At 41.2% G+C, this 20,577-nt stretch carries 16 protein-coding genes; 6 read left to right on the forward strand and 10 right to left on the reverse strand.

Features of this window, described 5'->3' with window-relative positions; translation table 11 throughout:
• Positions 1–14: 14 nt before the first annotated feature.
• The 3 genes from HUS62_RS04350 to HUS62_RS04360 are packed head-to-tail and all read right to left on the reverse strand — an operon-like array spanning position 15 to position 5,158.
• Positions 15–4,514 (reverse strand): EAL domain-containing protein, encoded by a 4,500-nt coding sequence (locus tag HUS62_RS04350; RefSeq protein WP_175078655.1) that lies wholly within the window; start codon positions 4,512–4,514, stop codon positions 15–17.
• A gap of 15 nt (positions 4,515–4,529) precedes the next feature.
• Positions 4,530–4,955: a GNAT family N-acetyltransferase gene (locus HUS62_RS04355; RefSeq protein WP_175078656.1), complete on the reverse strand. Its 426-nt coding sequence runs from the start codon at positions 4,953–4,955 to the stop codon at positions 4,530–4,532.
• Between the two features lie 2 nt (positions 4,956–4,957).
• Positions 4,958–5,158, reverse strand: coding sequence for a DUF3283 family protein (locus HUS62_RS04360; protein WP_036966037.1), 201 nt, complete (start codon positions 5,156–5,158; stop codon positions 4,958–4,960).
• A gap of 153 nt (positions 5,159–5,311) precedes the next feature.
• On the opposite strand from HUS62_RS04360, the gene HUS62_RS04365 reads away from it, so the two are divergent.
• Positions 5,312–6,013: a transporter substrate-binding domain-containing protein gene (locus HUS62_RS04365; RefSeq protein ID WP_252949047.1), complete on the forward strand. Its 702-nt coding sequence runs from the start codon at positions 5,312–5,314 to the stop codon at positions 6,011–6,013.
• Here HUS62_RS04365 and HUS62_RS04370 read toward each other — a convergent pair.
• The 4 genes from HUS62_RS04370 to zntR all read right to left on the reverse strand — a co-directional run bounded on the left by HUS62_RS04370 (position 6,010) and on the right by zntR (position 9,234).
• Positions 6,010–6,255, reverse strand: a complete 246-nt coding sequence (locus tag HUS62_RS04370) for a DUF1289 domain-containing protein (protein WP_175078657.1) — start codon at positions 6,253–6,255, stop codon at positions 6,010–6,012. The two genes, HUS62_RS04365 and HUS62_RS04370, sit on opposite strands and share 4 nt — an antisense overlap.
• A 99-nt stretch (positions 6,256–6,354) precedes the next feature.
• A complete protein-coding gene (locus tag HUS62_RS04375) occupies positions 6,355–7,485 on the reverse strand; it encodes a 1-acyl-sn-glycerol-3-phosphate acyltransferase (RefSeq protein ID WP_054562756.1) in 1,131 nt (376 codons plus the stop codon).
• Between the two features lie 155 nt (positions 7,486–7,640).
• Positions 7,641–8,837: an SO_0444 family Cu/Zn efflux transporter gene (locus tag HUS62_RS04380; protein WP_175078658.1), complete on the reverse strand. Its 1,197-nt coding sequence runs from the start codon at positions 8,835–8,837 to the stop codon at positions 7,641–7,643.
• The gene (zntR, locus tag HUS62_RS04385; protein ID WP_082401639.1) at positions 8,821–9,234 is read right to left on the reverse strand and encodes a Zn(2+)-responsive transcriptional regulator; all 414 of its coding nucleotides are present in this window, start codon (positions 9,232–9,234) and stop codon (positions 8,821–8,823) included. The genes HUS62_RS04380 and zntR overlap by 17 nt, the downstream gene beginning before the upstream one ends.
• Before the next feature lie 95 nt (positions 9,235–9,329).
• Between zntR and HUS62_RS04390 the strand changes: the two genes are divergently transcribed.
• Together HUS62_RS04390 and HUS62_RS04395 are read left to right on the forward strand one after the other, a co-directional pair.
• A complete protein-coding gene (locus tag HUS62_RS04390) occupies positions 9,330–10,274 on the forward strand; it encodes a D-2-hydroxyacid dehydrogenase (RefSeq protein ID WP_175078659.1) in 945 nt (314 codons plus the stop codon).
• 163 nt (positions 10,275–10,437) lie between these two features.
• Complete coding sequence (locus HUS62_RS04395; RefSeq protein ID WP_063702046.1) at positions 10,438–10,818, forward strand: DUF3192 domain-containing protein; 381 nt, start codon at positions 10,438–10,440, stop codon at positions 10,816–10,818.
• A gap of 32 nt (positions 10,819–10,850) precedes the next feature.
• On the opposite strand, the gene HUS62_RS04400 is transcribed toward HUS62_RS04395, so the two are convergent.
• The 3 genes from HUS62_RS04400 to HUS62_RS04410 form a co-directional block, all read right to left on the reverse strand.
• Positions 10,851–11,774, reverse strand: coding sequence for a diguanylate cyclase (locus HUS62_RS04400; protein ID WP_175078660.1), 924 nt, complete (start codon positions 11,772–11,774; stop codon positions 10,851–10,853).
• Positions 11,743–15,171, reverse strand: a complete 3,429-nt coding sequence (locus HUS62_RS04405) for a response regulator (RefSeq protein ID WP_175078661.1) — start codon at positions 15,169–15,171, stop codon at positions 11,743–11,745. The genes HUS62_RS04400 and HUS62_RS04405 overlap by 32 nt, the downstream gene beginning before the upstream one ends.
• A 62-nt stretch (positions 15,172–15,233) precedes the next feature.
• Positions 15,234–16,631, reverse strand: a complete 1,398-nt coding sequence (locus HUS62_RS04410) for a PhoH family protein (RefSeq protein ID WP_175078662.1) — start codon at positions 16,629–16,631, stop codon at positions 15,234–15,236.
• A gap of 299 nt (positions 16,632–16,930) precedes the next feature.
• On the opposite strand from HUS62_RS04410, the gene rapA reads away from it, so the two are divergent.
• The 3 genes from rapA to nadS all read left to right on the forward strand — a co-directional run bounded on the left by rapA (position 16,931) and on the right by nadS (position 20,570).
• Positions 16,931–19,825, forward strand: coding sequence for an RNA polymerase-associated protein RapA (gene rapA, locus HUS62_RS04415; RefSeq protein WP_175078663.1), 2,895 nt, complete (start codon positions 16,931–16,933; stop codon positions 19,823–19,825).
• Positions 19,826–19,953: 128 nt separating this feature from the next.
• Positions 19,954–20,283: a type II toxin-antitoxin system RelE/ParE family toxin gene (locus tag HUS62_RS04420; RefSeq protein WP_063527258.1), complete on the forward strand. Its 330-nt coding sequence runs from the start codon at positions 19,954–19,956 to the stop codon at positions 20,281–20,283.
• Positions 20,284–20,285: 2 nt separating this feature from the next.
• Positions 20,286–20,570: a NadS family protein gene (gene nadS / locus HUS62_RS04425; RefSeq protein ID WP_063527257.1), complete on the forward strand. Its 285-nt coding sequence runs from the start codon at positions 20,286–20,288 to the stop codon at positions 20,568–20,570.
• The last annotated feature ends 7 nt before the right edge of the window (positions 20,571–20,577 follow it).

Genomic DNA, 20,577 nt, shown 5'->3' on the forward strand with positions numbered 1-20,577 from the left:
GTTTTAGCTTTACCCTAAAATTCATCATCCCACTGGGTATCTAAAAGCGCTTTCACCTCATCACCTGCCACAGGTTTGCTAAACAGGTAACCTTGGAAATACTCACAGCCTAAAGAGCGTAAAAACTGCAATTGCGTGCGGTTTTCAACCCCTTCTGCTACACACTCTTTACCCAAGCTTTTTGCCAGAGTAAGCGTTGAGTTGATAATCGCTTCATCACCTTTATCAATTCCAATATCATTAACAAAACTTTTGTCTATTTTAAGCACATCAACCGGAAAACGTTTCAAATAGGTCAGTGACGCATAACCCGTTCCAAAGTCATCCATATAAATACGACAGCCTAGGGCTTTGAGTTTTTCCATACTTTGCTGCGCTTTATCTGAGTCATGCATCATCACTGATTCGGTGATCTCAAACACTAACGCGCTCGCAGGAACTTTAATTGCGTTTATTGATTGATGTATTTTCTCAACCAGATTTTCGCTTTCAAAATCAAGAGCTGATAGATTAATAGAAATATATAAATCAGGATGCGTGGTACGCCATTGGCGCAGCTCAATCAATGCTCTTGATAGAGTCTGCAGCATAATTTTGGTGATTAGCCCGGAGCTTTCTGCTGCATTTGCAAAGTCTTCTGGTTTATATTCATCATTACTCGGCCAACGTAACAACACTTCAAGCCCCGCCACTTGGCGAGTCTCAGCGCTCACGATTGGCTGATAAAAATTACAAAACTCATGTTCTTGGTAAGCTTTACTTAGCTGTGATTCAAGGTGCAAAGTACGCTGCACTTGTAAATTCATTTCTTGCTTATAGAACTGATAACAGCCTTCGACATGACTTTTCGCGTGGTACAGTGCCACATTGGAGGCTTTTAATAAGGCTTTGGTGTCCTTTGCATCATCAGGATAAACAGCAACACCAACACTCAGGTTCACCTTTACAGCTTGCTGGCTCAATTCAATATGAGTATCGACACAATCCATCACTTTTGCACATAACAGCAGTAACTCATCAAGCTGTTTAAAATCTTCGGCAAGGATCACAAACTCGTCACCATCGAAACGTGCCACGCTATCTTGTGGACGCAACACCTGTTTTAAACGCTTAGCAACACGCTTAATTAATTCATCAGACTCTTCACGCCCAAGCGAATCATTAAAGTGCTTAAAGCGCTTAATATTAACGTTTAATAACGCCACTTTTGTTTGATGGTAATCCGCTTGCTCAATAGCGTGAACGACTCGGTCGTTAAACAAGGTTTTATTTGGCAGCCCCGTCAAAGCATCGTAGTTGGCCAGTAGATGCAGCTCGTTTTCAGCCAGCTTTTGCGCGCTAATATCAGTAACTATAATCACATAGCTATCAAGTTGGCGATTATTGCCTGCAACCGCACTTATTTTTATTAATACTTGGCGCTTTTCACCGCCAGCAACTTCAACAACATCTTCGGCTGAAAAGTGCTCACCCGATTCAAGCTTTTGCATAATGCGTAAGTAATGGATACGAGTTGATATAGGCATACCAAGTGTGAGCGAACGGCTAGAGCGAGGCTCTGCAGGAAAACCAAAGGCATCTTGGAATGACTTATTGGTAGCGCGAATACGCAGATTTTTATCTAAGATAAACACCCAGTCGCGAGTTTGTTCAAATGCTGCACCAAACAAGCGGGCATTTTCTTCAAATACCAGCTCTCGGGTCATATTTGTGTAGGTACCAGCTACTTTTTCAGGGGCGCTGTCTTGCCACTCAACCACTTTGCCAAAGTCTTTATACCAGCGCCAATTACCATCAGCATGGCGCAGCCTGTAGGTGCAATTGAAGTAGCCTTTTTGTGTAGATAAAAACTCTAACCACTCTAACCGGAAAGTTTGTTTATCATGGGGGTGAATCTTTGCTAAATAATCATCTAAATTAACGCTGTCAGTTTCATAGCCTAACTCATTTTTAAGACGCGGCTGATAAATAATCGGGCTTTGCGAAGACCAATCCCAAACCCCTGAATGACTGCCTTCGAGAGCAAGTTTTAAGCGTGCTTCACTCTCTTTACTTTCTTTATGGGCGGCTAGCAATATTTGTTGCATACGGTTACGTCTAAACACCCATGCAGCAACAAACAGAGCAACCAAAATTACATACAAAACAATAAAGTGAGGTGCACGCCAAGGTGGGTATTTCACTTCGATATTTAAAATTGCCGGCGGCGTTAACTCTCCGGTTAATGGATCTTTTGCCCATACCTTAAGGTGGTATTTTCCTGCACTGAGTTTTGGGAAGAGCACTCGGTTGTTATTGCGGGTATAAGTTTTTTGACCATCACCTAGCTGGTATTCATAAATGATACGTTCTTGATAGTTAAATGCCATCGCCGAAAAGGCAACTTCGAGGCCTATATCATCATGCTCAAGGACGACACTATCGATTGGCTGCTTTAGTTCAGCGGGTAAATCACGAGACATCAAATCAAGGTTGGTAATATTTACGTGATCAATTAAAGCTTGCTGATAGTGGTTATCCATAGGGTAAAAATAGGTAAAGCCTTTTAGCGTACCATAGACAATTTGCCCTGACTCAAGCTTAGTAAATGCACCACTATTAAACTCGGTTGAGAATAACCCTTCTGAGCCAGTAAATTGCTGAAAATGTAAATTATCTGGGTTCAGTCGCCAAAGTCCTTTGTGGCTACTCATCCAGATCATACCGGCTTCATCAAGCACCATGTCGTATAACAAAGTACCTAACTTATTCTTTTCAAGGTCGATGGTATAAATATGTTCGTAGGTGCTGGCGTCTAAGCCGATTAAGCCAAAGTTTGAAAGCGATAACCACAACACATTGTTGTTATCTATGATGTAAGACATCACATTCACAGCAACATTTTCATGCTGTTCTGGTACTTTATATATCGTCGAGAGCTCGTATGTATCAGGGTCAACTTGATACAGAATACCTGCATTATAAAATAACGGCGCTTTTGGGTTTGACGACAACGCAGGTAAAAATCCGTAGGCTAAAAACGGCTCAAACTCATCAAACTTGCCGCCTAGTCGGGTCACTTTTTGGCTATCGATATTATAAACAAACATGCCGTAATCAGGGTGAACATAGTAAAGATCCCCCGATGGCATCAACAATATGCCATGCACCCAATCGTTAATTAAAACTTGGTTCTCGGGGTTTGCGGCTTTGACTGGGGTGGCCTGCCCGGTTTTCGGATCAAAGCTTAATATACCGCGATTAGTATGCAGCCATAACTTATCTTTGTACGGCATGATTTGGTAAATACTGAATTCAGTAGTTATAAGGTCAACCTGATAATCTTTTAAAAACACTTCACTTTCGTAGGTTTCTAAATCAACCGCTGTTAAACCATTATGGGTGGCAAGCCAGAGACGATTTTGAAACTCAGTGATACTCCAAATTGAATGATGCGATAGCCCATCGCCTGTTAATGAGTTGGCTGTTACATTGATAAAATTGTAATTGTCGTATGACTGATAGAATGCACCATCATTTTTGGTTGCCAGCCACATTCCACCAGAGCGGTCTTTCACAATATCAATAATGCTGGTGTCAGCTAGTGTGTAACCACTTTCCTTTAGGCGCATATTCTTAGCTAACTCACCCGTTTCAGGGTTATATTCAAATAACCCTTTATCAGTGCCAAGCGTAATCGAGTTAGCCTCAGGAATAATCTTCCAAATATTTAATTCACTAATGAGTGTTTTATTTTTAAAGGCGATGTCTGGGGTATCAAACATGGCTTTTAAATTGCTAATATCAACCTGATAAAGCCCTCTAACAGCCCCCACTAGCAATGTTTGTTCATTGATAATAGCGAATGATTTCACATAATTTTGATAAATATGACTTGGCTCATTTTGCAAATGCTCAAGTTTACGGACTTTTCCTGATGCCAGCTCATAGACATAAGCACCATTACTGGTGCCCATAAAAATATAACCTTGGTACGCGAAAAGCTCTCGAATAACACTGCTTTTAACTCGCTCAGGAATTTCAAAAATAGAGGTGATTTTTTTCGTTTCTAAGTCTAGTTTGGCAAAATCCCAGCCTCGCCCTAGCCAAAGTGTTTTGTCATCAACAGCTACCATGCTAAACACCGACTCAATAAAAATTTGCTCTTCAGTGGTTGGTTTAGCAATAAACTGCTGATAAGTATCGGAAGTGGGATCATAGCGGAATAAACCCGCTTGTAGTGAAGCTATCCAGATATAGCCTTGTGGATCTTGGTAAATACGGTCAATAATGGCATCTTCAAGCTCACCATTAGGGCCTTTGATATGAACCACCTGATAACCATCGTAGCGATTGAGGCCACCTTCAGTCGATAACCACAAGTAGCCACTGTTATCGATAAGCATAGTGTTTACATAACTTTGCGATAAGCCTTCACTGGTTGATAAACGTTTTACCTGAGAGATAGCGGGATGGCTAAACAAGCCACAGGTCAAAATAAAAAATAACGCTATACTGGAGAAGAACTTAGTCATTGACGTTCCAAATTGCTAACTTGGCACTGTGTCACGCGTAAAGTGCATCGCAACTACGTTTCGATGCGCATATACCTCAAACAACGATTGCAAAGAATTGGGTAATGTTAATGCATAGTTAAACCCATTTTGTAGATAAAAATCAATCAGATTTTGGTACACGAAGGTAAAAACTGTCCCTTTTTGTGCGGCGGTGACAGCCGCAAGTAATTGTGAGGCAATTTTTTGACCCCGCCATACTTCATCAACATAAAGGGTAGACAAAAATAACAGCCCAGCTTGGTTTTGAACTCGGCAAGCGGCAATTATTTCTGTTTCTTTGTAAGCAACCCATACTTGGTCAGCTTTGGTCGCTCTGCCGCGAGCCTTGTGTTTATCATAAAATTTGTTTACTAACGGCGTTTTAATTGGCTCAAGTAAACAAAATCTAAACACAGCCATGGTTAGCTCATTAACGAAAGGTAATGCTCAAATTGCTGCTTAAGAAAAGCTTGCTCAGACATAGGGCGATTATTTATTGCAGTGTAAACACCTTCGCGAGTGTTCTTACCGCGCTTTATTTGATAAGCCCAAAAAGACGCTTCGTAATCCAATTGAATTTGATATTTTTGCTCTCGTGGCAATTTACATAAATTGAAACTCATACTTTCTCAGCAATAAATTTTTGATTTTGCAAGTATAACAAAATTAACAGGCTTTAATCCCTTTTATTAGCTTAAAAAGCCCACGGATAAGCTTGATTTTGGAAACACATATCAGTAAATTAACGAGCAATTTATGTACGCAAGGAACGCACGTTGTCGAAGTATCTGAGTCACAGATTTGCCTTATTTTTGCTGTTTTTTTGCTTCTCAAGTAGTGCCAGCACTAATTTACTGATCTTTAATCGCCCCGCCGATACACCACAAGCTCGCTATGTTATTGATTTAATGAAAATGGCATACAAAGAAATTGGCTATGAGATCCATATTATCGACTTTAATCATCAAAATGCCTTGGTTGCCGCGAATCAAGGAGTACTCGATGGGCAACTAGGCCGCATTGCCAATGTTAAAGATGATTACCCTAATTTATTGAAAGTAGACTATCCGCTTTTTGATTTTAATCTAGTGCTACTGAAAAACTGCCGACAATGCCAATATGAAGATCTTAAATCGTTAGCAATTCAGTCAAGCTACCCGGCAGCCCAGAGTTATATCGATAACCATCCATTTGATGGTGATGTGATCAAGGTCAGAAATGTCACTGCGCAGCTTAACTTACTCACGCAAAAACGTGTTGAAGGAACAATATTACTAGAATTTTTACTGTCGACTAAGCACCCGGGGTTTGATCAAACAGCCTTTCATAAACAGGTTTTAATGCCGATGCAGAGCTTTCACTTTGTGCATAAACGGCATAAAGCGATTATTCCGCAACTAACTAAAGTACTTAAAAAGCTTGATGAAAACGGCACGGTGCAATTTTTAAAATCGAAATACAACCTCAGTAAATTTTAAAAATCAAAACCGCCTTGCTCAGGATTTTTTTGTTGCAGCTCTGCCTGCTGTTTTTTCTGAAGGAAACGTTTATAGCGCTGTTGGCATAAGCTAATGACTTTACGTTTTTCTGCATTGGTAAACTTATTCCAATAAAAACGCTCATCACGACTACGGTAGCAACCTTTACAATAGCCTCGATTATTAACTTGGCATATTCCTTTGCAAGGGCTTGGAATTTCAAATATTTCAATCTGTTGCATCACAAATGCCGGTTAATAAGTAATATTAAAAGTATAGCCTGAAAATTAACCATAAAAAAAGCCACTTTAAAAAGTGGCTTCTTAAACTATCTGTTTCGCTTACTCAGATTCGCTTGTGGCAAGTTCTGCTTTACGATGAAAAGGTTTAGCATACATAGCTAATACCAAAGGTTTTAGCTCCTCTGGCACTTTTGCAAGTCGCTCGTTAAATGCAGCAGCATCTTTTTCGTCAATCACAGCTTGCGTACAACCACCCGCTATGTAGTTACCAGGGTGTAAGAAAAACGAATCAACAATTTGCTGATCAATGGTTTTTGCCAGCTCTTCAGGTGATTCGCAGCCCGATTCAATTGGTTCGCCAAACGCTAAATGTACATGCCCTTTAGCTGTACTAAAGCCTTCAACAATACTAGCAATATCTTCACCTTGCTGTTTCACATACTGACCATGTTGCTGTTTATGATAAAGCTCTTTCGCTTTAGCAATCGCGCATGGCTCGTATTGATAAGAGATAGACACTGGCACAATTTTTAATTCGCGTACGTATTCAGCAAACTCTTTTTTCTGCTTACGACCTTGTAATTGCAACATTTTAAGTAAGGCAGGATCTGTTTGATCAAAACCGTCTTTTGCTCGGCCTTCTTTTTGCGCTATCCAAATTGAGTGGCCTTCAGCAAGTGAGTCATAGATATAAGCAGACAGCTGCGACAGCGCTTTTAACATCTCTTTCGGAGCTTTCGCTGAGCGCTTTACAATAAAGCTTTTGTTTAAACGCATTAACTCAGTGATATAAGGAATTTGCAGTAAGTTATCACCAATTGCGATGCGAACTGTCGGCATGTTGTGCTTGAACAAGCCCCAATTCACCAACGCAGGATCAAGCACGATATCGCGGTGATTAGAGATAAATAAGTAAGCTTGTTTTGGGTCTAGTTTATCGATGCCCGAAAACGTCACTTCTGAAGTCGTACGGGTGATTAGTTTATTTAAATAATCAGCCACTTCATGCTGAACTTGCTCAACCGATGCGGTGTTGCCCCACTTTTTACGCAGCTGACTGCGCACTAATGGGCGAGTAATAAATGGGAAGTTCGATAAAAAGCGCGGTAGGTTATACTTAGCGATTACATCTACAAAGGCATTATCAGCAATCAAACGCGCTACTGAATCAGCTACTTCATCATCATTGTAAGGTCTTATGTCGGCGTATTTATCCACACTTTCACTCATTAAAAACTACTTAAGTTAAAAAACGGCACGCAGAGCGTGCCGTTAAAAATAATTGGCGGATTATAACTCAGGCAATTTTAAATGCGAACCGAGACGCGATAGTTAACCAAATTAAATGCCAATTAATATAGAAAATATATATTTATAACAAACAATTAAGCAATGCTCTTACCAGTTTGCGACGCCTTTTTTAATACCATTTTTAGCAGTAATCTAAGCATTAAAATTGCCAACACAATACCTGCCCCAAGGCTTAACCAATGTGGTAGAACTTCATGCTCTTCGCCCATCATCGGCGCCACCACAAAACCATATTGCGCCACTAAATAATCGGTTAAAAAGCCAAATGCCAGCGCCGTGCCAATCACTCCTATTAAGTAGGCAAATACCGCACGCTTGCCAAGCTCTTTTCCAACCACACCAAGCGTTGCAATGTTGGTTGCCGGCCCTGCCAACATAAACACCAACACCGCCCCCGGAGACACACCACTGAGTAATAAGCCTGCCGCGATAGGTGTCGATGCAGTAGCACAAATATACATAGGAATACTGATTAAAATAACCACCAGCATCGCCAGAATGCCATTACCCCATTGGCTTAAATAAGATTCTGGTACATAAGTTTGAACTAGAGCAGCAAAAAATAAACCGATCATTAGCCAAATCATGGTGTCTTCAAGCAGCTTGTTACAACTAAAGCTCACTGCACGTTTCAGTTTGCTAAAACGGCTTTCAACGGCTTTAGTTGACTGCTCAGTGCTGCAACAGCTTGTTGTTTTAACAGACTCAGGTTCTTTAGGCGTTTGCTTACTGCAACAACTTTGTTCGGGCTTAGGAGGCGCTTCTTTACTGCAACAGCTTGATGTGGTCATAGGCTCAGGCTGTTTACTGCTACAACAAGAATCTTTTTTCGTGCTTTCTTGATCTGATTCTGAACTTTGCACTTGATGAAGTTCACTGTCTTTCCCTACTAATACTCCCGCCACAATGGCACTACACACGGCGGCAATTGGACGTATTACCGCCATAAATGGGCCAAGCAACACATAAGAAACCGAAACCGAATCAACCCCAGTTTCAGGGGTTGAAACTAAAAATGCTGTGGTAGCACTTTTTGACGCTCCTGCCCTTCTTAAACCAATGGCCGCAGGGATCACACCACATGAGCACAAGGGCATTGGGGCACCAATAAAGGCTGCTTTAACTGTGGTCCATAACCCTTCTTTGCCTAAATGCCGGTTAAGAAAGTTAGCAGGCAAATACACATTGAGAAGACCCGCTATGAATAAGCCCAACATTAACCAAGGCGCTGAAAGTAAAAACAGATGCCAAAAATTATTGAGTAAGTCCATCGATATCCTCCAGCGTCGTTAGTATTGAACAGTTTTCAGCAGGCTCTTCTCCGCCACAGCATTTATCTGCTAATAATGATAGTGAGTCATAGAAGCGAGTAAGCTCTGCAATTCGTTGTGCAACGAGATCACGTTTTTGTATCGTCATCTCTTTAACTTCATGACAAGAATGCTGATCTTTATGAAACTTAATTTGCAGTAGCTCTTTGATCTCAGCCAGACTAAAGCCAACATTCTTTGCTCTGAGAATAAACGCCATTTGCTTATAGTCATTCTCAGAATAAAAACGATATCCCACGTCTGAACGCGAACTAGGCGTTAACAAACCATGCTTTTCGTAGTACCGTAGCGTATCTGTTGAGACACCCAACTGACGGGCAAACTCACCTATTTTCATCACCGTCTCCATTGTGAAGCGTTTATTTATTATGCTCACTATAAACCTTGGAGTACACCCCAAGGTCAAGCAATAAATTAAAAAAAGGAAAGCACATGAATATTACTGTCCTTGATGCAGCGACATTAGCCAACACTTCGTTAGATGCCTTAGCGCAATTAGGTAAATTAACCTGTTACGATTTAACCGCTCAAGAACAGGTTGTTGAGCGCTGCCAAGATGCCGATATCGTTATCAGTAATAAAGTGGTGATTGATCATAACGCCATGAGCAAATTACCTAATTTAAAATTAATATGCGTTGCAGCGACAGGGACTAACAATATTGATTTGGTAGCAGCCAAAGAGCATAACATCGCAGTGACAAATGTAGCGGGCTATTCAACACCGAGTGTGGTGCAGCATACCTTTACTCTTATCACTAATTTACTGGGCAATACTCACAGATACATTAATGATTGCCAGCAAGGCTTATGGCAGCAAAGCCCTATGTTTTGCCGTTTAGATTACAGCTTTAATGAAATTGCCGGTAAAACACTGGCTATTGTTGGCTATGGTTCACTGGGTAAAGCCGTTGCCGATGTAGCACGCGCCTTTGGTGCCAATGTCATCATTAGTGAACGAAAAGGCCAAACGCCTCGTGAAGGTCGTGTTAGTTTCAATGATGCCCTAACCACGGCCGATATTATTAGTGTTCACTGCCCGCTAACTGATGAAACACGCAACCAAATCGCTGCGGCAGAATTAAGCATGATGAAACCGTCAGCTATCATTATTAATACTGCTCGCGGTGGGATCATCAATGAAGCCGATTTAGCTGATGCATTAGCTAATAATATTATTGCCGGAGCCGGTGTTGATGTACTCAGTAAAGAACCTGCAGAGCAAGAAAACCCGCTGGCACTATACAAAGGTGCAAACTTATTACTTACTCCACATATCGCATGGGCCAGCCAAGAATCTATCGTGCGCCTAGTTAACGAAATTGCATTAAATATCCAGGCATTTAATCAAGGCGAAGCACGTAACAGGTTGGTCTAAACCGCAACTTATTAGTCAATAGAGCTAAGTAGTTAGCAATTTATTACTTAGCCCATTGAGTAAAAACAACATAAACAATTGATTTTGTTGTAATTTATAAGTTTGGCAAGCAGTTTGCTATTAAGTGAATAACTATAAAACAATTTCTTCGGGATAAAATAACATGAAAAAAGCACTTCTAATTGCCGCGCTAACTGCACCATTTTTAACTGGTTGTGTCATTGCTGTTTCTGACGGCGAAGCCGATACACATTGGGCGGGAAGCTCATCTAGCTGGCAGCAACAGCATAAAAATAACCGTGAAGTGATTTCTAATCTTGCATTAGATACGAGCTACCAAACTGTATTAAACAAACTAAATACACCTAACTTTACCGAGTTATTAAAGCAAGGTGATGATGTTTACCAAGTATTATTCTATGCAACGCATAGTATTCACTCTGATGGCAAGATGACTAAAGACGAGTGTACGCCACTCGTATTTAAAAATGATAAGTTAATTGGCGTGGGTGATACGATTTATAAATCACTTAGCAATGGTTAATAAATAATTTGAAACGAGTGAGTAGGCTTTGCCTACTCATGTTCATTTACTGCAATCATTCTCGATACTATCTGATCTCGTCCGGCGTCTTTAGCCTGATAAAGACCTAAATCAGCTTCTTCAAGTAAGGCTTGTTCTGCATAAACCTGACCATTTTCTGTGGTCGCAATACCAATACTAATTGTGACATGGTCGGCATTTAGCGACGCTTTGTGAGGGATGTTTAACTCATTCACCGCATTGCGCAATTTATTTGCAAACGAGATAGCCTCTTTCACTGAAGTATTGGGTAACACTGCAGCAAACTCTTCACCACCATAACGAGCAACAAAGTCACTGCCTCGTTCACACGCCCCAACTAAGGCATGAGCAATTTGTTTTAAGCAATCATCACCTGCTCGGTGACCATAGCAATCGTTGTAACGTTTAAAGTGATCAACATCCATCAGTAACACCGATAACGGGGTTTGATCTCGACGGCAACGACGCCACTCTCGCGCTAAATTTTCATCCAGATAACGTCGGTTTGGGATCTCGGTTAGGCCATCAATTGAGGCGAGCATTTCGAGTAAGTCATTTTTTTGTTTGATCAGCAGCTGATTGCGCACTCGAGCACGCACAATAGCAGCACTAAATGGTTTAGTGATGTAGTCCATCGCACCTAATTCAAGGCCCTTCGCTTCATCATCATGACTTGTATTGGCTGAAATGAACATTACAGGCAACATACTGGTGATTGCGCTTTCTTTTAGCTTAGTAAGCACTTCGTAGCCGTCAATGCCGGGCATTACAATATCCAAGATCAACAAATCAACAGTTTGCGTTTTTAAAAACGTTAGTGCTTTTTCGCCACTCTCAACACAAAAAACATCATAGTCTTGCTGCAATGTTTTCTCTAATACCAAGCGGTTTAACTGATCGTCATCAACAATCAGTACCTTGGCTCTTTTCAACATCAGTAGATCCTTGTTCGATGATAAATGCGATGACCTGTTTTATTTGCCACTGCAACTCATCATTTAATTGTTCGGGCAGTTCGCCATCTGCTTTAAGCCTAGCTTCACATTGATGAGCGCACGCTGACAATCGCTTAAAACCGAGATTTCCGGCTGACCCTTTTACATTATGAACCACACGGACCAACTCATCGGTAGTTTTTAATGTAGAGATTTGTAATAACTGCTCTGCTGCCATAGTCGCAAACTTCGACAACATAGTTAATACTAACATAGTATTGTTTGCAAACTGAGACAGTATAAAATCTTGATCAAAAAAGACTTCTTTTGTGTTATCAAGTTCACTCATTGCTAAAAACAACTTACTAGCAACAATCGGTTTAGTTAAATGCTTATTCATACCCGCCGCGATTGAATGCTCAATATCTTCGCTTTCACTGTGTGCAGTGAGTGCGTAAATCGGCATTTGCTCTTTGGTGAATGACTGACGAATAATACGCGTTGCCTGACAACCATCCATTTCTGGCATCTGAATATCCATAAAAATGAGATCGGGCCTTAAGCTATTTGCCAGCTCAATGCCTTTTTCACCACTATGTGCACACACAACGGTGACATCAATTTGCTCTAAAATGCTTTTAATAATGCTTAAATTAAGCGGGTTATCATCCACAGCCAGCACTAACATGCCAGATAAATCAGTACTAGAAGGCAATGAAACCAGCTCTTTTTTCACAGGCTCCGCGGCTTTATCTAGCTGTAAGCAAAAGCAAAACTCACTGCCTTTACCTTTTTCGCTTTCCAGCTTAATTTCGCCTCCCATTAGCGCAACTTCGTACTTAACAATCGCTAAGCCTAAACCAACCCCCTGATGAGAGCGCGTTAATGATTCATCACCTTGAGTAAATGCATCAAATAAGCGGCTTTGATCTGCCTTGCTAATACCAATACCGGTGTCTTTAACAGTAAAGCAAATGAGTTGCTGCTCAGCTGACTCTTCCACCAGCATTAAGTTTAATGTCACTGTGCCTTGTTCGGTGAATTTGGCAGCGTTGGTCAGTAAATTAGCCAATACTTGCTGTAAGCAAATCTGATCACCCATCAAGTTATCGCTAATGCTTTTATCGCATTCGACTTTAAACTCGATATCTTTATTTGCGCATAAAGGGGCTGTTATTCCCTGACAGTAGTCGATTAAGTCAGGCAGACTAAAAGGGGCTTTATTAAGTTGTACTTGCGAGCTTTCAGCGCGGGCAAAATCGAGCATACGATTCAATAAAGTAAGCAAGCTATTGGCTGCTGATTTTGCTTGTTCGGCATGATTACGCTGCGGCTGTGTTAAGCCTTGTAAAGCGATGACATCAATTAAGCCTAGTACAGCATTGAGTGGTGTGCGTATTTCATGACTAAGGTTTGCAATGAAGCGGCTCTTAGCTAATGTGGCCCGCTCTGCGTCATCTTTTGCTTTTACTAAATCCGTCACATCCTGTACATGAACAACATAGTAATCAGGTGTTTGCTCAGCATTCCAAACTAATGACACACTAATTTGTAGCCAGCGCTGTAGTTCTTGCTGCTCAAGACTAAAGTGATAAACTTTTTTCTTCTCATGCAACAGCTCTGTCAGGGTATTTTTTAACGTCTGATAAGACGCCTCAGCAAATAAGTCTATTAATTTGAGCTCATTGGCGTTTTCAATTGCAAAGATTTTACGTGCCGCTTTATTTGCTTGCAGCACCTGATCGTCAAGCGATACCAAAAGCACCCCATTTGCAGCATACTCCATGGCGCTACGTAATTTTGCTTCGGAGCTTTGTAATGCATTGAGCGCATTATGCTGCTCGGTAATATCACGACCAATCGCCATGGTGCCGAGAAATTGCTGATGCTCGTTATAAAATGGCACGATGCTAAACAGATAACTGTTATCTTCTGTGGTCAATCTTTTTTGATAAGCTTGGCGGTCTTTGAGTACTTGCTTTTCAAGCTCGTTTAACTCGCCATTATCATCGCTAATATCACATAATTGCTGCCCTACTAGCTTTTCTTGTGGCAAACCAATATAGCGCTCATACGCCTTATTACAGCCTAAAAACGAGCCATCAATATTCTTAAAATAAATGAGATCCGGTACGTTATTGAGCATGGTATTTAATAACGCTAAGTGACGCTCTTTCGCATCAATACTACGGCGTAATTGTTTTGACTTTACCTGTACTTGCGAATCAAGCGCTTTATTTGCCTCTTGTAACGACTGAACGAGCTCTTCATTACGGCTAAACACCTTTTTCACACGGCTGAACCAAGGCTGCCAATCAACAGGAATACGATAATGAACTAACGCTTGTTTGCCTTCATCATGCTGCTCAAGATAATTCATTAAGTGTGTCATTGGTTTTACAAAAATACGCTGACTTAACCAAAAAACAGCGCTGAACATCATCACTAAAAACACACTCAAAAATGCGAATTCTAAAAAAATGTCGTAGCCTACCGGTTCACTCAGGGCTTGCTTTGATTCATAGAAACGAGTGTAAATAGGTAAGTTGGTTGCTTCTTGCACTAAATGACTGTGGTTATTCTTGCTCATATCTACAGCGACATTCGGCCAATGCTCGCTAGCACTAATGGCAGTATTAAGTGCTGTTTTTGAGCTGGCAATAACTTGGTTATCTTGGTTGATAAAAATATACTCACCATAGTTAGGCGCTATTTTTTTTAACCAGTTAGAAATTGCTTTAAGGTTATAAATCAACACGATGTAATCACGACTATTGGCAGCTCGTTGCTTGCCAATAGCAAAGTAGGCATGACCATTAATCGTCAATACAGAGCTCGAAGCAAGTTTGTTGCTATTTATTGATAAAGGTCGAAATTTGTTATCTAACACGCTGGTCAGAAATTCACTTTTTGCTGTGCTACGGCGCTTAATATATACAAAGCCTTGCTCATTAACATAAGCAACCGCCTCTAAAGATTGAATAAGCGACAGCGTGGTATTAAAAGACGGGCCGAGGGCAATAACTCGTCGCCATTGATTAATTGCATAAGCGGTTGAGGCAAACTTTCCTTGCCCGACAACCTCCCCCACTCCATCACCAACACTTTGATAATAATAGTGATCAAACTGGTTCACATTGCGTGCCCAACTAGGATCAAAATCATAAGAAAGTGGCTGCTCGTAAAGCTTGAACATGGTGTCTATAAGGGCATCTGCGGCACTCATAGCATGGCTAAGCTGAGCTGATATATTATCAAAACCGTTTTGCCTGCTTTCTATCGCCCGCTCAAGTTTTAAATTATATAGGTGTAAACACAAAAAAAACGCCACCAGCAGTGGCACAATAAGTGCCACTGCCAAAGAGCGATAGTAATGCTTTAACGGTAAAAAATTCACTGGCTTATAAGTACCTTACCTCGATAACAGCTAGGTTAACGAGGCATAGGAATACTGGCAAGTTATAAATTTTCTTCAGCAAAGCTGGCTAAGCGGCTACGTACCACACCGTTTAAGTTAACAGTGGCACTGCCCTGAAAATCTTTAAAACGTTCAACAATATAAGTTAAGCCTGAGGTAACTGGCGTGAGGTAATTACTATCAATTTGCGCTAGGTTACCTGAGCAAATGAGTTTAGTGCCTTCGCCGCAGCGAGTAATAATGGTCTTCAGTTGTGAAGCAGTTAAGTTTTGACTTTCATCCAAAATAACAACCGCGTTTTGAATACTACGACCACGCATAAAGTTTACCGATTTAAACTGTACGTTGGCTTTTTCCATAATGTAATTACGGCTTGAAATTGGATTCTCATCTCCTTTATGCAGCACTTCTAACGTATCGGTAATAGCAGCTAACCAAGGCGCCATTTTCTCTTCTTCAGTACCCGGTAAAAAGCCTATCGATTCAGCAATTTCTGGGGTATTACGAGTGACAATCACTTTATCGTAAATGCCTTTTTCAATAATCATTTCGAGGGCACTGGCAAGAGCGAGTAAGGTTTTACCACAGCCTGCCGGGCCAGTTAAAATCACCAATTCAATACTTGGGTCAAGTAACGCATCAAGTGCCATCCCTTGATAAACATTTTTTGGCTTAACGCCCCAAGCGGTATGGCTCATCAAGCGCTCAACACTGATATCCTTTAAAGTAATTTGTTTATCATCGTAGCTTGTTACTCGAGCCGCAAAGTGGTCGCTTTCATCTAAAATATATTCATTACAGAACACATCGCTAATCGTGCTCTTTGCCACATGATGATAGGTATCTCGGCCTTGCTGCTCTGTTTCGCATTCTCCAACCTGTTGCCAAAAATCACCTTCAATTTTTTTATAGCCGCTAGTAAGCAAAGCAATGTCGTCAATTAATTGGTCTGTTCTGTAGTCTTCAACAAATTTAAGGCCTGCCCCTTTCGCTTTGAGGCGCATATTTATGTCTTTAGTGACAAGCACCACCTTGCTATCGCTGTGTTGCTTCTGTAAATGAACAGCACAATTGATGATGCGGTGGTCGTTTTCGTTGCCAGGTAAACCCGAAATACTGTCTGCAAATAAATGGTCATTAACGATAATTAAGCGGCCACGAGATTCTGTTTTAGCCTTTTTGTTACTAGGGAGCGCGACACCCTGCAACATTTGCTCTGGCGAAGCGTCCTTTAGCACTTCATCTAAACCACGAATAGCAACACGGGCGTCACGGCTAACGTCATGTTTCCTATCTTTAATGTGGTCGAGCTCTTCTAATACTGTCATGGGGATAACAACATCATGTTCTTGGAAAGATAAATAAGCGAGGGGTTCGTGGAGTAATACATTGGTATCGAGCACATACATTTTACTATCAAGGTTCGAAGCTTTTTCCATAGCACTTTCCTTACGTTTTATGATTTTTATGCTATACCCAATAAACTAAACAAGCGGCGGATGAAGCTATGGTTTATTCGTCAGGTATATACTCAGTTTAGTCTATTTACGACAAAAGTCCTTTTTATGACAAACAAATATACAATTATTTAACCGGTTAAAATACATACAATTTTTACCGTTAATAATGGCTTAAAAAGGTTGACTAAATTTAATTGTGCGCGGCGAGTTTACTGCCTTGAAGTAGCATGGCGTTACAGGTAACATAGCCGCCTTTTTTCTTCATAGACGAGACATACATGAATTTTTCCTTAGGTCAGCGTTGGATCAGTGATACTGAGTCAGATTTAGGATTAGGCACCGTTGTTGCCCTTGAAGGCCGTCAGGTCAGCATTTTATTTCCAGCCAGTGGAGAAAACAGAGTTTATTCTTTAACAGAAGCACCTGTTACTCGTGTCGCATTTAATCCAGGTGATATTATTCGCAGCGTTGAAGAGTGGGAATTAGAAGTCGAGTCTGTTGAAGAGCAAGGCGAGTTACTATGCTATCACGGCATTCGCGTCGATAATGGTGAAAAAGCGCAGTTAAAAGAAACCTTTTTAGATCACTTTATCAAATTCAATAAACCACAAGACCGCTTATTTGCAGGCCAAGTGGACCGTTTTGACCGCTACACGCTGCGCTACCAAACTTGGCAGCACCAGTTTGAGCGCCAGCAATCTCCTTTAAAAGGTTTAATTGGTCAGCGTGCAAACCTTATTCCGCATCAGCTTTACATTGCACAAGAAGTGGGTAAACGTTTTGCACCACGCGTATTACTTTCTGATGAAGTGGGTTTAGGTAAAACCATTGAAGCAGGTATGATTTTACATCAACAAATCATCAGTGGCCGTGCTAGCCGCGTACTGATTGTTGTGCCTGAAAACTTACAGCATCAGTGGTTAGTAGAAATGCTACGTCGCTTTAACTTACGTTTTTCAATCTTTGATGAAGAACGTTGTGATGAAGCATTCGCAGACTCTCCAAACGTATTCGAAACAGAACAGTTAGTACTTACTAGCCTTGAGTTCTTAAGCAAGAAAAAACGCTGGTTTGAGCAAGCAACCCTAGCTGATTGGGATTTATTGGTTGTTGATGAAGCGCACCATTTAAGTATCAATAATGGTAAGCCAAGCACTGAATACCAACGCATGGCAGAGTTAAGCCAAGACATTCCGGGCCTTATCTTATTAACTGCAACGCCAGATCAACTTGGTCACCGCAGTCACTTTGCCCGCTTACAATTACTCGACCCTGATCGTTTCTACGACTACGATGCGTTTGTTGAAGAAGAAAGTAACTACAAAGAGGTTGCTGAAGCTGCTAATCAATTACTGGGTGAAAAAGGCCTTGATGATGCATCTCGTGCTACATTAAAAGAGCTATTAAAAGAAACCGACATCACTGACCTTTTAGCGAAAGCGGAGCAAGGTGATGAAACGGCGCGCAACGAAATTTTATCAATGCTGCTGGACCGCCATGGTACGGGTCGTATTTTATTTAGAAATAGCCGCAGCGGTATTGATGGTTACCCAAGCCGTAAGCTTCATGCATACCCTATGGCAATGCCAAAACAATATAAAACGGCGATGTCGGTACTGGGTAACATGGGCGGCATTCAAAATGCTGAACTAACGGCACTTCGCGCTCTATTCCCTGAAAAGATCTTCCAAGAGTTTGAAGGTGAAAATGCTAGCTGGGGCGCATTTGACCCACGTGTTGATTGGTTAATCGAAACCTTAAAAACCCTTAAACACGAAAAAGTACTGCTTATCTGTGCTAAAGCCGAAACCGCACTTAGCCTAGAACAGATTTTACGTGAGCGTGAAGCAATTAAAGCCTCTGTTTTCCATGAAGGCATGTCGATTGTTGAACGTGACCGTGCAGCGGCTTACTTTGCCGACGAGTACGACAGCGCGCAAATTCTACTTTGTTCTGAAATTGGTTCTGAAGGTCGTAACTTCCAATTCTCGCATCACCTAGTATTGTTTGATTTACCACTTAATCCAGACTTACTTGAGCAACGTATAGGTCGTCTTGACCGTATTGGTCAAACTCAAGACGTAAACATTCATGTGCCGTATTTTGAAAACACCGCACAAGAAGTGTTATTACGTTGGTACAACGAAGGCTTAGATGCGTTTGAAACAACATCGACAACAGGGCAAATGCTGTATAAAGAGTATGGCGAAGAATTGCTTGAGTTTATTGGTGCACACAATTGCGACGAAGAAGAGCTAGACCCACTACTAGAACAAGTTGCAGGTCAAAATGCTAAGCTTCGTAAGCAAATGGAAAGTGGCCGTGACCGCTTACTAGAGCTGCATTCAAGTGGCCAAGGCCGAGCAGAAAGCCTTGTAGCTGATATCGAAGAGTTAGACGATCAATTCACGCTACCAAGTTACATGATCAATGTGTTCGACACCTTTGGGGTAAGCCAAGAAGATAAAGGTGAAAATACCATTATCTTAAAACCAACTGAGCACATGCTAAATCCATCTTTCCCATGTTTGAAAGATGATGGCATCACAGTAACGTTTGATCGCAGCACCTCGCTTTCGCAAGAAGACGCGCATTTCATCAGTTGGGACCACCCAATGGTGCAAGGCAGCTTAGACATGATTTGTGATGATGACTTTGGTACTGCCTCTGTGGCGTTACTGAAAAACAAAAAGCTTCCTGCTGGTACCTTCTTTGTTGAGCTTATTTTCATTGCGGAGGCGATGGCGCCTAAAGCTCTTCAGGTTGGCCGCTTCTTGCCACCAACGCCTATTCGTATCTTATTAGATAAGGGCAGTAACAATCTGGCTGATAATGTTGCTTTTGATGCTTTCAATCAGCAGTTGTCTGCGGTTGGTCGCCAAACGGCAAGTAAATTAGCCAGCGCGCTACAAAGTGCCATTCACCCAATGATCACTAGTGCGCAAGGCATGGCACAAACCAAGCTTGAAACACTACGCGCTGAATCGCTAGAGAAAATGCAAACTGCACTCGGTGAAGAGCAGGCTCGTTTAACAGCTCTTAAGCAGATCAACCCGAATATTCGTGATGAAGAACTGAGCTTCTTTGATAAGCAACGTAGTGAACTCACTACTTACATCGAAAAAGCCCAAGTTAAACTGGATGCAATTCGTTTAATTGTCGTTTCGCACTAACGTTAAATAGCTAAACTCAAACTACAAACGCGATGTGCTTTCACATCGCGTTTTTTATTACCCTCACATTGACCTTACCGAAACAAGGTGTACACTGTACACAACATAGATTAAATGGAATTAATGCTATGACACATGCAATTGAATTTATAGAAACCTCCATCTTCACTAGGCAAATAAAGCAAATTGCCACTGACGATGAGTTACGAAGTTTGCAAGTTGAACTAATAGCCAACCCTCTGAAAGGAGAGCTAATAAAAGAAACTGGCGGGCTTAGAAAAGTACGAATGGCAACGGGTCACAAAGGTAAAAGCGGTAGTACCCGAGTTATTTATTTTGTTGCTCATTTAGAACGTATTTACTTTGTTTTGGCATACCATAAAGCAACTAAAACTACTCTTAGTAAGTCTGAAAAGGCACAGCTTAAAGAGTTAGTTATTAAACTAAAAGGTGAATAATCATGAGCTTATTTGATGAGTTGAAAGCTTCTTTACAAGAAGCTGTTGATATTGAAAAACAAAAAGTCGCTCCTGCACGTAGTACTCAATTCGATATCGCCGATGTAAAAGCTATACGTATGAAACTGAACGTTTCTCAAGCTGAATTTGCTAAGGCACTTGGGACCAGTGCAGACACCATAAAAAGTTGGGAAACTAAACGTAGAAATCCAACTGGTTTAGCGGCAAAAGTGCTGGCTACAATTCAAGATAACCCTAACATCTATTTTGAAATTGCGGCTCATTAGCTAACAG

This window comes from Pseudoalteromonas sp. 0303 (genome assembly GCF_013349995.1).
Classification (GTDB): domain Bacteria; phylum Pseudomonadota; class Gammaproteobacteria; order Enterobacterales; family Alteromonadaceae; genus Pseudoalteromonas.

Excerpts from the sequence above, each read along its gene's own strand:
- HUS62_RS04350 (WP_175078655.1), bottom strand. The coding sequence starts at position 4,514 with ATGACTAAGTTCTTCTCCAGTATAGCGTTATTTTTTATTTTGACCTGT.
- HUS62_RS04355 (WP_175078656.1), bottom strand. The coding sequence starts at position 4,955 with ATGGCTGTGTTTAGATTTTGTTTACTTGAGCCAATTAAAACGCCGTTA.
- HUS62_RS04360 (WP_036966037.1), bottom strand. The coding sequence starts at position 5,158 with ATGAGTTTCAATTTATGTAAATTGCCACGAGAGCAAAAATATCAAATT.
- HUS62_RS04370 (WP_175078657.1), bottom strand. The coding sequence starts at position 6,255 with ATGCAACAGATTGAAATATTTGAAATTCCAAGCCCTTGCAAAGGAATA.
- HUS62_RS04375 (WP_054562756.1), bottom strand. The coding sequence starts at position 7,485 with ATGAGTGAAAGTGTGGATAAATACGCCGACATAAGACCTTACAATGAT.
- HUS62_RS04380 (WP_175078658.1), bottom strand. The coding sequence starts at position 8,837 with ATGGACTTACTCAATAATTTTTGGCATCTGTTTTTACTTTCAGCGCCT.
- zntR (WP_082401639.1), bottom strand. The coding sequence starts at position 9,234 with ATGAAAATAGGTGAGTTTGCCCGTCAGTTGGGTGTCTCAACAGATACG.
- HUS62_RS04390 (WP_175078659.1), top strand. The coding sequence starts at position 9,330 with ATGAATATTACTGTCCTTGATGCAGCGACATTAGCCAACACTTCGTTA.
- HUS62_RS04395 (WP_063702046.1), top strand. The coding sequence starts at position 10,438 with ATGAAAAAAGCACTTCTAATTGCCGCGCTAACTGCACCATTTTTAACT.
- HUS62_RS04400 (WP_175078660.1), bottom strand. The coding sequence starts at position 11,774 with ATGTTGAAAAGAGCCAAGGTACTGATTGTTGATGACGATCAGTTAAAC.
- HUS62_RS04410 (WP_175078662.1), bottom strand. The coding sequence starts at position 16,631 with ATGGAAAAAGCTTCGAACCTTGATAGTAAAATGTATGTGCTCGATACC.
- rapA (WP_175078663.1), top strand. The coding sequence starts at position 16,931 with ATGAATTTTTCCTTAGGTCAGCGTTGGATCAGTGATACTGAGTCAGAT.
- HUS62_RS04420 (WP_063527258.1), top strand. The coding sequence starts at position 19,954 with ATGACACATGCAATTGAATTTATAGAAACCTCCATCTTCACTAGGCAA.
- nadS (WP_063527257.1), top strand. The coding sequence starts at position 20,286 with ATGAGCTTATTTGATGAGTTGAAAGCTTCTTTACAAGAAGCTGTTGAT.